An 11,903-nucleotide genomic window follows, 5' to 3' on the forward strand; every position below is an offset into this window, starting at 1 on the left:
TTAACGTTTCTTCTTAAGAGAGGGAAACTTCATCTTATAATCCACCTTCACCTGCCCTTTAGAAATAGCCTCCAACTTCGATTTGAGCATTGCCTTCCGTAATACGCTTAATTTATCGGTAAATAATTTGCCCTCTATATGGTCATATTCGTGTTGAATAACGCGCGCTGCCAGCCCGTCGTATTTTTCACGATGCTCCACCCAATTTTCATCAAAATACCGTATATGTATCGTTTCGTGCCTGCTAACATCTTCTCGAATATCCGGAATACTTAAGCAGCCCTCGTTAAATTCCCACTTATTGCCTTCCTCCTCTTCGATTTGTGCATTAATAAATACTTTCTTAAAGTCTTTTAACTCCGGAGCGTCATCTTCGGCGAAGGGCGATGCGTCTATTACAAAGAGCCTAATCGACAGGCCTATTTGAGGGGCTGCAATACCCACGCCATGGGCAGCATACATCGTTTCAAACATATCGGCAATCAGCTTGTCCAGGTCCGGGTAATCTTTATCTATATCTGTTGCTTTTCGTTTTAAAACCGGATCTCCGTATGCTATTATTGGTAATTTCATTTGTATAAATTAAAATCAAAATTAAAAAAAGCCGCCATTATCAGACTAAACAAGGAGAAGAATGTGCCAATTCGTTCCTCAAATGTCGACTTTGTTCACAAGGTCTGTACGAAAATTTATTCCTGTTCGGGAACAAAAGCCAACTCACTTATCTGCGTTTCGTCAAATATCTCGTTTGCAATCGCCAGAAGCTCTTCCGCGGTAACCTTATTTATTTTCTCTACCACTTCTTCGAGTGTATTGATCTTTCCATAGTCAAGCAAATTTTTTGCCATTGAAATAAGTACACCCATCCGATTTTCTTCTCCCAAAGCGATTTGACCGATAAACTTCTGTTTTGCTTGATAGAGCTGCAAGACACCCAATTTCGTATCTCTTAATTTCTTAAGTTCGCGATTAACTAACTTAAGCGCTTTATGCGCTTTGTCCTCATCCGTTCCGTAATAAATAGAAAACAAGCCGGTATCGGTATAAGGCGTATAGTTTGATTCAATTGTATAGGCAATTCCATACTTTTCCCTAATTTGAAGGTTCAGCCTAGAGCTCATTCCCATCCCGCCAAGGAGGTTATTCAATACCATCAAACCCGTTTTGCGATCATCGTGTAAGGAGTAGGCGACGTTACCCAGACTTACATGGGTCTGTACAATCGGCTTTTCTGTTTTTTTTCGGCTCGGGCGGTAATCAACCGGCATGCTCCTTTTCCTTTTAGAAAGATTTGCCGGTATTTTATCCAATATACCTTCTGCAAGCGTCTTTATTTTCGCCCACTCATAGTTACCTGTTATCGCCAGAACGATCTGATCTGTACAATAGTTTTCGTTTAAGAATTCAAAAATATCTTCTCTTTTTATTGCATTAAGCGATTCGTTTGTTCCTAGGATATTGTGACCTAAAGCGTGCTTCTCAAACAACATATCCTCAAAATCGTCGGCAATAGCGTCTTCGGGGCTGTCCTGATAGGAAGCAATCTCATCGAGGATTACCCCTCTTTCTTTTTCCATCTCCGCTTCGGGATAAACGGAATGGAAGATAATATCTTCAAAGAGGTCCAATACTCTTGTTAAATGTTCTTTTAGGAAAGAAGCATGTATACAGGTATACTCTTTTGTGGTATATGCGTTTAAATCTGCGCCCACTAACTCCAAGCGATTCAGAATTTGATTTGTATTCCTTCGTTCTGTTCGCTTAAACAGCAGATGCTCAATAAAATGGGCCATGCCATATTGATGAGGCAGCTCATCTCTTGTTCCTGCATTAATTAGAATACAGGCGTGCGATACAACCGTGTCCGCAGGTTTTAATAAAACGCGGATACCGTTTGATAAATGAATGAGTTGATGATCCATTGTGACGGACAAACTTAGAGAAAATTACGGGTATATTAAAATCCACCCGGCCTTCCCCCCGGGCCTCCCATAGGCCGATCTCTCCGTTCGAACCGTCCGGGACCGTCATCATCTGGCATTGCGCCTGATCGTCCAGCAAATTTTTGAAAACGGTAAGTAAAGGACAACATAAAATAGCGGGCTAACCTGTTTGTTCTACTATCAGAGATCCTATTTTCCGTGACTGTTCTGGAGATACTCACCTGTTCATTTAGCAAGTCGAAGCCCTGCAGACGCAACATGCCGTTTTTGTTCTTAAAGAACTGTTTTTCAATAAACGTATTAATAATTAAGGGATTTGCCTGCACATTGCCTTCGTACCCGCTATTACTTGTCTTTGCAACATCAAAGTTCCATAATAGTGTTGGTGTGATATAAATGTTGCCAAAAATGGAAGCGGCCCATGTAGTAATATCTTGGTTAGTCCTATTTTGCAAACTGTTTTTTGTGGTGTTATAAGTAAAGTCGATCCCTGGTCGCACTTCCAGCCAATCTTTGGGATTTATCTGTACATTTAATCCTTGATTCAACACCCAATTTTTAGCTTCGTTTTCAACCGAGTTTGCATAGGAAATGTTGTTGTTAAAATTAGCAGATCCTCGCAGGGATACGACGTATTTACGATTGTTAAACGGCTTAGCATAATGATAAAAGCCACGTGCATTATAGTTTCCACTCGTGTTTAAATACCTTGTCTCCTGCACCACACCCAAACTGTCGTCCATCGTTGTGATACGATTGGTGGTAATCTTGTCTTGCGAAACATTCGCGTTTAACACCGCGAAGAAGATATTGCCCGACTGAAAATCAAAATTACGGTACCGCAAATTCAGTGTATGGTTGAATTCGGCAGCCAAATTGGGGTTACCGGTTATTGGAAAATTTGGGTTGGAAACATCAGTAACGGGTTGCAATTGCGAAAAAGTTGGCTCACTGGCATTGCCTCGGTATTCCGCATTAAACGAACGGGTGCGGGAAGCTTTATACTCAAAACGAGCTACCGGAACAAAGTAAAAACCATTTCTGCCGAAGGATAAATCCTCGCCGCCTAAGGTCGTATGCCCCCTCAGTCGGGTAGGCAGAACGGTCGCGCCTAATTGATACACAAATTTATCCGTTCTATAGCGATAGGTTGCACCCACACGATGGGTTGAAAAGCTATATTCGTAAAAATTACTTAACGACGGATTGGGAGTGACGTTCCCTTCTAAATCCATTGAACTAGCTTGCCTATTATTATCATAATTCGCAAAATTAAAGTCGTACGTAAATTCTAAATTACTCTTATCGTTAAGCGGTTCAATATAAGAAACTGATGTACCGCCATTTAGCCCTTTGTTGTTTAAATCAACCAACTGCCGAACGTAGGCATTCGTACTATCCTGATCATTACTAAAACGAATATTATTGGTAATGCGATCCTGATCTTGTTCGGTTTTGGCCGAGTTCAGTGAAAAATTAAAAAAGATATTTCTGCCTTGATCGTTTATTTTATAATTCAACAGGCCGCTCCCGCCATAGTTGGGAGTAAACGACTTATCGTTGTTTATGTTCTCGATATTATTGGAAGGTACGTTATTTATACTTTGATAGGTAAATGTATAGCCACTGCTGTTGTTGTTGCCAATACTGAGTGTAGGGGAAATCTTAAGAAATAATTTATCGTTCGGTTTATACTCCACATTCCAATCGAAACGATGATTGTTGCTGATCGCATTGTTCGTGGCATTGGTACTTCTTAATATCGTTGTATCAAGAAAGAAATCCTGAATTGATTCTGAGCTGATTAAATTATTATCGCTGTGATTGTAACTATAGTTGCCATAGGTTGTCCATTGATCGTTAAAATCTTTTCTATAGTTGAAGCCAGCGGAATAGGAATCCGTCAAGCCATTACTACCACCGGCAAAGCCGCCGGGGCCTCCAATGCCGGCACCCATTCTTTGGCCGCCACCCCCGGGCATTCTTCTAGCGCCACTACCTCTGGCATTGAAATCAAAAGCTTGATTATTGTTGTTGTTGGCATTGGCCAGCACAGAAAATTGACGCGTACCGGTAAATGAATTGTACATCCCCCCCACCTGATAACGATAAGCGTCATCTCCGTCTGGTTTGGAGCCTATGCCTGCACCGAATTGCCCAAAATTGCCGTTATTGTTCTCTTCTGCAATGGTTATATTAAGTATCTTCTCAGGCTCGCCGCTTCTATTGCCCGTGAGATTCGCCTGATCTCCATAGTCGTCCACTATTTGGATTTTTTCGATGATATCCGCCGGCAAATTTTTCGTCGCAGTTTTCACGTCCCCTCCAAAGAAATCTTTTCCGTTAATTCGGACTCGCGTCACACTTTCCCCCTGGGCTTGCACATTTCCGTCCTTGTCGACTTCCACCCCGTCCAATTTCTTTATCAGTTCTTCCGTCATCGCATTCGGTCGAACTCTGTAATCCTTTGCATTGTATTCAATGGTATCTTCCTTCATTGTCACCAACGTTCCCCCTGTCACGTTGACCACGTCCAACAACTGAGATTCGAACGCCATCGTCAACGGCGGTAAATCGAGCTCACTTTGTCCGTTAAAAGAAAAGCTTCTGCTGAAAGGCCTAAAGCCCAAGCTTGTTATTAACAAATTAAAGTTGTCGGCTTTTACATTTTTAAAAGAAAACTTCCCATCCACGTCGCTACTTGCCTGAAGCGTGTCTTGCGGAGACACCAATTTGACGGAGGCCGCTATGACGCTAAGTCCGGTACTATCTCTAAGCACTCCGTTCACCACTTTGCCTGTCTGGGCTTGCGATTGAAAAGAAAAAAAGATGAAAGCATAAAAGAAAGAAAGGAAAATCCTTCTGTAACGAAGATTGACTTTTTTATCGAACATGTACTTTAGCGGTTATTTATTCGTATTAACTGTGATTGATTCTACTTAAGATTGGCGAGCGGCAATACAAACCACATTCCTGGCTCTTGCTGCGCCTCCTTGCGAGTCGGCCGCGCGTTGTAATTTGCATAAGGGTAACCGTACCCGCCATAACCATAACGCCCCATAGGTCGCCCCCCTCCCACTGTTCGCATAACTATTCCATTTATTTTTACATTGAATGCCGTTTCCTTGTTGTTACTTGGGGTAAGCCCGAGTCGATCGAAGGGGATAACGGCTTCATAACACACCGCATCCAAACTATCAATGCTAACGGCTGCCTTAATGCCATAATTATTTTCAAGGGAGACGGGCCCGTCCACCACATCGGCCATTCCGCTAACAAAAACGGCTCTGACTGCATTCAGTACGCCTTGACGCATATCCGCCGGCCGTTCGTCCTTGTCCATTGCCGCTAAAGCTCTTAACGACTCCCTATCCGGAACCGGAAACGTTATTGAAGCACCGTCCTTTTTCTTCCCGTCTTTGTTTATCACCAGATTAAAACCTTGGTGTAAAGCCTGCATCTGCCAACTAGGATCCTTTACCCGCATCGCCACGTATAGCTGCCTTTCGTCATTTGCAATTTCAAACTGGAGGTCTTGTTTTTCATAATAATATCGTAAACTATCACCCCAGTCCGACAAGTCGCCATCAATTTGAACGCCCGACTTAAAATCGATGATTGTTGGCACGACCGATTTCCGTTGCTGTCCATACACAACAACACCGTTCAATAATAGACAAAAGCAAAGTAGCTTATGAAATTCCATTTTTCTTATCGCAAAGCAGTCTTTTGACTGCGCCCTTATTTTTTGGTTTAATTGTAACATAAAAAATATGTTGAGCTTTCGGTAATCGACAATCAGTCTAGTCCTTTATACTTCGAACGTAGGTCTCCCTAGCCAGTAATGACTTACAGCTAATTTCCAATAGCTCACAAATATTTTTAACTTTGTCTTGTTAGTGTCCCAGCGTTATATAGTACAGTAAACATGTTGTTGTCTACTTTTCAAAACGAGTTAATTGAAGCAGGTTGTGATGAAGCTGGACGAGGCTGCCTTGCAGGCCCGGTGTTTGCCGCTGCCGTCGTTTTTCCCTGTTCATTCCAACATGAAATTCTAAACGATTCAAAAATATTATCGGCCACCCAGCGATATAGCTTAAGAGAAATGATACAAAACGAGGCCCTCGCTTTCGCTGTTGCGAGTGCCAGTGCAGAGGAAATTGATCAAATAAACATACTAAACGCTTCGTTTCTTGCTATGCACCGCGCTTTAGATGCATTGAAAATGCCTGCAGAATATATCCTTGTTGATGGCAACCGCTTTAAAAAGTATCAGAATATCCCGCACCAATGTATTATAAAGGGCGATGGAAAATATCTATCAATTGCAGCCGCTTCCATTTTAGCTAAAACCTATCGGGATGATTACATGGAGAATCTGGCCAATGAGCACCCTGAATACGATTGGCTACAAAACAAAGGCTACCCTACAAAAAGACATCGGGACGCCGTTCTCAAGTACGGCTTAACGCCACACCACCGTAAAACCTTTAAAATTACGGATCCGCAGTTAAGTCTTTCTTTTTTCTGAACCTTATTTTGTATAAGTTTGCGCAGCATTTTGAAATCTTTAATCCTTTTAACATGAAAAAAACCGCCCTAACGGATCTACACATTGCACTTGGCGCTAAGATGGTGCCCTTTGCAGGCTACAATATGCCGGTACAATATACCGGTATCAATATTGAACATGAAACCGTCCGTAAAAGCGTTGGCATATTTGACGTAAGTCATATGGGTGAATTCATATTGAAAGGAGAAAATGCGATCAATTTGGTACAAAAAATCAGCTCCAACGACGCTTCCAAACTTTACGACGGGAAAATCCAGTATGCCTGCATACCTAATGAAACAGGCGGTATTGTAGACGATTTTCTGGTCTACCGCATTGATGCGAACACCTTTCTATTGGTGGTAAATGCCTCTAATATACAAAAGGATTGGGATTGGATTACGAAATATAACACCTACGGTGTTGAAATGAAGGATATTTCCGATAAAACTTCTCTCTTTGCTGTACAGGGACCAAGAGCAACAGATGCGCTTCAAAGTTTGACCAGTATAGACTTAGGGGAAATGGAATACTATACCTTTAAAAAGGGTGTATTTGCTGGCGTGGATAATGTATTGGTTTCTGCAACAGGATACACCGGTGCGGGTGGATTCGAAATCTATGTCGACAATGAACACGCCAAGGAAGTATGGGAGGCAATTATGAAGGCTGGCGAAACGTTCGGAATTAAGCCAATAGGTCTGGGCGCCCGCGATACCCTTCGTTTGGAGATGGGTTTCTGTTTGTACGGGAATGATATTGACGATACCACTTCGCCGCTTGAAGCTGGTTTAGGCTGGGTAACTAAGTTTACAAAAGACTTTGTGAACGCTGCGGCACTAAAACAACAGAAAGAGGAAGGGGTACAGCGTAAACTGGTTGGCTTTGAGATGCTTGAACGGGGCATTCCTAGACACGGCTATGAGCTTGTTGACGAAAACGACCAAGTCATTGGCCGTGTTACATCGGGAACGCAATCTCCCACCTTGCAAAAGTCTATTGGTTTAGGGTACATAGCCAAGGAGTTCAGTAAAGAAGGAACTACCATCTACGTTAAAATCAGAGACAAAAAAATAAAAGCTGTTGTAAGCAAACCTCCGTTTATTAAATAAAGTTCAGTAGATCATAAAGCTGCCTAATTTAGGTACAAAACGTTTATATTTTGCTTGATAAAGTCAATGAAATTAATGTCTGCTTAAGCCCCGCGCTGATTCACTTACATGATATCAGTAATAGTATTGTGGTGGTAATAGACATTTTTAGAGCCACCACTTCTATGTGCTACGGTTTAGCGAATGGCGCCGATGGCATCATTCCGGTTGCAGAAGTATCTACTTGTGCGATTTATAAAGACCATGGATATCTACTTGCGGCCGAACGAAACGGCGAAGTGGTGGACGGCTTCGACTTCGGGAACTCACCGTTTTCGTATGTTGGCGAAAAAGTGAAAGGAAGAACTATTGTATTGACAACCACAAACGGAACCAAGGCTATTCATTTATCGCGGGAAGCGAAAAAGGTCGTAATCGGGTCTTTTCTAAACTTGACAGCTCTTTGCAACTGGTTAAGCAAACAAGATGATTCTATTCTATTGGTATGTGCAGGATGGAAAGACAATTTTAACCTAGAGGACACCGTTTTTGCCGGCGCTGTTATTAATAAACTAAAAGAGAGCCACAAAAAAGGAGATGACGCAGCCATAGCTGCGGAAACCTTATATTTTACTGCCGAGAAAGATCTTGCCGACTTCCTCAGCCGAAGCGCCCATAGCAAGCGTCTGCAACATTTAGGAATTCAAAAAGACATTGATTTTTGTCTGCAAACGGATCTTTTAGAAACTATACCCGTTTTGGAAGGCGATCGACTCGTCGCATTAGAAGCTTAAACAACTAGCTCTTTCAACAGTTCCTCACAGCGAGCGGCAATCATTTGATATACAGGATCGAACAAGTTATTGTCAAAATAGGGATCTGGCACAACGTCATCCTTTAAAAACAAACTTACTTTAGCGCGTGCTGCCGGTGAGCTGGCCATTGCTAATACATCTCGCAGATTAGTTCGGTCCATCACCAAAATTTTATCGTAGTATTCGAAATCCGACCGGTTAAATTGACGGGCTTTCTGTGCGCTGATATCTACTCCGTACTTCTTGGCAATCGCTATTGACCGCCTGTCGGGACATAATTGGAGTCGTTAAAGATTTCCATTTCCAAAACCTTCGGGAAAGGATCAGCCCGTGTATTTTATTCTATGATACCGGCTGGGCCTTGGGCGGTATGTACGTTAAAGCAGCCGCTGGTAAAACGGCCGAAGCCATCTCTTCTGTAGAAAAGTTATGGAAACAATATAATCCGGAGTATGAATTTCAGTACGAATTTCTAGACGAACGCTTCGATCAACTTTACAAAAGTGACATTCGGGCAGGCAAGCTTCTGCGCATCTTTGCAGGTATTGCGATCTTGCTTTCTTGTATGGGCTTGTTCGGATTAGTTAGCATCACAGCGGAGTCGAAGGTAAAAGAAATCGGCATTCGAAAAACTCTGGGAGCCACCATAGGCGATATTGTGCTGCTGGTTTCCAAAAATCTTATCACATTGGTTGGTCTTTCGCTCGTCATAGCCTTTCCATTAGCTTACTGGCTTATGAACCGATGGCTCAGCAACTACGCTTACCGCACGGATGCTTCTTTATGGATATTTTTGGGGGCAGGCTCAGCAGTAGTTGCAATCGCCATACTGACCGTATATGCCAAAGCGTCAAAGGCCGCAAGAAAGAATCCTATCCATGCTATACGTACAGAGTAAGGCGAATAAAAGGTATAAGGTTCTATGGCATAAGGCGAAAATGGAAAGCTAATGAGTAGTAGGGCTGCAATGGCACAGACAGTAGCTCTCGATTAACGACAAAATGGGATTTACCGCTGCCCGTAGCGCTAACGGCTTATGGCTGATAGCTTGCAGCTAAAAGCTAAAAAATTATGATAAAAAACTATCTAAAAATCGCATGGCGCAACATTTGGAAAACGAAAGCATTTTCCATTATTAACATCTGTGGCTTGGCGGTTGGAATGACCGCTTGCTTCCTTATTGCGTTGTATGTCAACTTCGAACAGAGTTACGATCGTTATCATCAAAAAGCCGACCGCATTTACCGTTTGGTATGTGACGTCAAAACACCAACCGAAACGATAAATGCTAATATCACCTCCGGCCCCATGGCTATGTATGCCGCAAAGGACCTTCCTGAGGTGGAAAACTACGTACGGATTCTATCAAATAGTCTGCTGATACGAAAAGACAACCACAAATATCAAGAAAGCAGTTTGTTCTTTGCGGATTCTTCGCTCTTTCAGTTATTTGATTTCCCATTAATCGCAGGAAATCCGAAAACCGCATTAAAAGAACCTTTCAGCATTGTTTTATCGGAATCGGCCGCAAAAAAGTATTTTGGAAAGGAAGATCCAATGGGCAAAAGTCTGCTGATAACGGACGATGGCTTTAACAGCAAGGTAACGGGAATAATGAAAGATATTCCCGAAAACTCGCAGTTTAAAGGCGATGTCTTTATTTCTATGGTTACCTTAATCAAAATGGCCAATTTCAACTTTGATGAGCAATGGGGAAATTTCGGTTTTACTTCCTATTTATTACTGAAACCCAATACCGACCCCTCCCGCCTAACCGCTAAGTTCCCTGCTTTTTTGACCAACCGTGTGGGCAAAGAAATGGATCAGATGAAAATGCATTATACCCTTTTTCTGGAACCATTGAAAGAGGTCTATCTGCATTCAAAAAGAGGCGGTTTTGTTAGCGGTAACATAAACAACGTATACGTTTTTGCTGTTGTGGCCCTATTTATCCTGCTTATTGCTTGTATCAATTTTATTAATCTGTCGACCGCGAGAGCTGTAGAACGGGCCAAAGAGGTGGGCATTAGAAAAGTGGTTGGCGCCTACCGCATACAGATTACCCGACAATTTATCGGTGAATCCATTTTGATCTGTTTATTGGCTTTTGTAATCTCTCTTTTGCTGTGTTTGGTGTTAATTCCCTATTTTAATTTTCTGGCCGGTAAAGAGATTAGCGGAGGTATATTCCTTCACCCTCGCTATATCCTTTTCTTGTTTTTATTGGCTTGTTTAATCGGCCTGCTGGCGGGCATTTATCCAGCGCTTGTATTATCCTCTTTTAAACCCGTAACGGTATTAAAAGGAAAGTTCTCGTCAAACACAAAAGGCTTATTATTAAGAAAAACTTTAGTTGTTGTACAGTTTGTGGTTTCCATTGCGCTTATTGCAGGTACATTGATTGTAAATCGCCAGTTAGCGTATATGCGAAATCAAAACTTAGGATTCAATAAAGACCGGGTATTGATTCTGCAAACCAATGGAGACGCCAAGAGTAGAATTTTAAAGGACGCGATAGTGAGCGTTCCGGGTGTATTAGCCAGCACCGTTTCGGGAGCGGTTCCGGGCGGAGAGAATCCGGTAGCCTATTCGGAAATTGAGAACAAGCAAGGCGACATGCAAATCGCAAATCTCCCGGTCTACTTTGTAGACTATAACTACCTGCCATTATATAAAATCGAACTGGCGGCCGGCCGTACGTTCTCGCCTGACTTTGGAACCGATACCGCACAGGCCATGATCTTAAATGAAAGTGCTGTTAAACTCTTCGGTTATGCAAAACCAGCGGACGCCATTGGTAAAAAATATTCGCAATGGGGAAGCGAGGGAAAAATCATCGATGTGATCAAGGACTTCCATTTTAAATCGCTGCAATCAAAAATTGAGCCGCTAAGTATGCGCTACGGCCAAGGAAACGGAGGAGGCATGGTTTCACTCAAAATCGATGGACCGCACATGAACACCGCCTTACAGGCCATTGAACAGAAATGGCAGGAGATCATTCCTAACCGGCCATTTGATTATTTTTTTGCAGACGAATTTTTTGATCGGCAATACCGAGCAGAAAACCGATTTGGAAGCCTGTTTTTAAATTTTTCCGTATTAGCGATTTTTATTTCCTGTTTGGGTTTATTTGGGCTGGTATCTTATCATACAACACAACGTTATCGGGAAATTGGCATCCGGAAAGTCTTAGGCGCAAGTGTTTCCACGATTGTAAGGCTTCTATCGCTTGATTTTTTGAGACTAGTGGCTATATCCATTTTTATTGCTTCTCCTTTAATGTGGCTTTTTATGAGTAAATGGCTGACTGATTTCGCTTATCATATAGATGTCAGTTGGTGGATTTTCGCCGTTGCCGGAAGCATTGCTATTGCGATTGCCCTTTTGGTCATCAGTTCATTAACCATTAGGGCCGCGATGGCCAACCCTGTGAAATCTTTACGCAATGAATAGCCGGATAAAGGTAGCATTCAAAACCGTAGGGCACCGTGTTTTGAAA

At 42.4% G+C, this 11,903-nt stretch carries 10 protein-coding genes; 5 read left to right on the forward strand and 5 right to left on the reverse strand.

All coding sequences use genetic code 11. From position 1 onward, the window contains the following. The 4 genes from def to EPX21_RS10785 form a co-directional block, all read right to left on the reverse strand. Positions 1–573, reverse strand: a complete 573-nt coding sequence (def, locus tag EPX21_RS10770) for a peptide deformylase (RefSeq protein WP_134089699.1) — start codon at positions 571–573, stop codon at positions 1–3. Positions 574–689: 116 nt separating this feature from the next. Next, positions 690–1,922 carry a pitrilysin family protein gene (locus EPX21_RS10775; RefSeq protein ID WP_134089700.1) on the reverse strand — a complete coding sequence of 411 codons (1,233 nt, stop codon included), beginning with the start codon at positions 1,920–1,922 and terminating at the stop codon, positions 690–692. A gap of 35 nt (positions 1,923–1,957) precedes the next feature. Continuing rightward, complete coding sequence (locus EPX21_RS10780; protein WP_134089701.1) at positions 1,958–4,837, reverse strand: outer membrane beta-barrel protein; 2,880 nt, start codon at positions 4,835–4,837, stop codon at positions 1,958–1,960. A gap of 41 nt (positions 4,838–4,878) precedes the next feature. Beyond that, positions 4,879–5,649 carry a hypothetical protein gene (locus EPX21_RS10785; protein ID WP_134089702.1) on the reverse strand — a complete coding sequence of 257 codons (771 nt, stop codon included), beginning with the start codon at positions 5,647–5,649 and terminating at the stop codon, positions 4,879–4,881. 222 nt (positions 5,650–5,871) lie between these two features. Between EPX21_RS10785 and EPX21_RS10790 the strand changes: the two genes are divergently transcribed. The 3 genes from EPX21_RS10790 to EPX21_RS10800 are packed head-to-tail and all read left to right on the forward strand — an operon-like array spanning position 5,872 to position 8,380. Next, positions 5,872–6,474: a ribonuclease HII gene (locus EPX21_RS10790; RefSeq protein WP_134089703.1), complete on the forward strand. Its 603-nt coding sequence runs from the start codon at positions 5,872–5,874 to the stop codon at positions 6,472–6,474. A gap of 53 nt (positions 6,475–6,527) precedes the next feature. Beyond that, complete coding sequence (gene gcvT, locus EPX21_RS10795) at positions 6,528–7,607, forward strand: glycine cleavage system aminomethyltransferase GcvT (protein WP_134089704.1); 1,080 nt, start codon at positions 6,528–6,530, stop codon at positions 7,605–7,607. Between the two features lie 50 nt (positions 7,608–7,657). Further along, the gene (locus tag EPX21_RS10800) at positions 7,658–8,380 is read left to right on the forward strand and encodes a 2-phosphosulfolactate phosphatase (protein WP_134089705.1); all 723 of its coding nucleotides are present in this window, start codon (positions 7,658–7,660) and stop codon (positions 8,378–8,380) included. Here EPX21_RS10800 and EPX21_RS10805 read toward each other — a convergent pair. After that, positions 8,377–8,658 (reverse strand): hypothetical protein, encoded by a 282-nt coding sequence (locus EPX21_RS10805; protein WP_134089706.1) that lies wholly within the window; start codon positions 8,656–8,658, stop codon positions 8,377–8,379. The two genes, EPX21_RS10800 and EPX21_RS10805, sit on opposite strands and share 4 nt — an antisense overlap. Before the next feature lie 113 nt (positions 8,659–8,771). Between EPX21_RS10805 and EPX21_RS10810 the strand changes: the two genes are divergently transcribed. Beyond that, entirely contained in the window at positions 8,772–9,299 is a 528-nt protein-coding gene (locus tag EPX21_RS10810) for an ABC transporter permease (protein WP_240768659.1), read from the forward strand. A 173-nt stretch (positions 9,300–9,472) separates the two neighbouring features. Further along, positions 9,473–11,857 carry an ABC transporter permease gene (locus tag EPX21_RS10815; RefSeq protein WP_134089707.1) on the forward strand — a complete coding sequence of 795 codons (2,385 nt, stop codon included), beginning with the start codon at positions 9,473–9,475 and terminating at the stop codon, positions 11,855–11,857. The last annotated feature ends 46 nt before the right edge of the window (positions 11,858–11,903 follow it).

This window comes from Olivibacter sp. XZL3 (assembly GCF_004368405.1).
Taxonomy (GTDB): Bacteria; Bacteroidota; Bacteroidia; order Sphingobacteriales; family Sphingobacteriaceae; genus Olivibacter.

Coding starts and splice junctions, on each gene's coding strand:
- def (WP_134089699.1), bottom strand. CDS start 573: ATGAAATTACCAATAATAGCATACGGAGATCCGGTTTTAAAACGAAAA.
- EPX21_RS10775 (WP_134089700.1), bottom strand. CDS start 1,922: ATGGATCATCAACTCATTCATTTATCAAACGGTATCCGCGTTTTATTA.
- EPX21_RS10780 (WP_134089701.1), bottom strand. CDS start 4,837: ATGTTCGATAAAAAAGTCAATCTTCGTTACAGAAGGATTTTCCTTTCT.
- EPX21_RS10785 (WP_134089702.1), bottom strand. CDS start 5,649: ATGGAATTTCATAAGCTACTTTGCTTTTGTCTATTATTGAACGGTGTT.
- EPX21_RS10790 (WP_134089703.1), top strand. CDS start 5,872: ATGTTGTTGTCTACTTTTCAAAACGAGTTAATTGAAGCAGGTTGTGAT.
- gcvT (WP_134089704.1), top strand. CDS start 6,528: ATGAAAAAAACCGCCCTAACGGATCTACACATTGCACTTGGCGCTAAG.
- EPX21_RS10810 (WP_240768659.1), top strand. CDS start 8,772: ATGTACGTTAAAGCAGCCGCTGGTAAAACGGCCGAAGCCATCTCTTCT.
- EPX21_RS10815 (WP_134089707.1), top strand. CDS start 9,473: ATGATAAAAAACTATCTAAAAATCGCATGGCGCAACATTTGGAAAACG.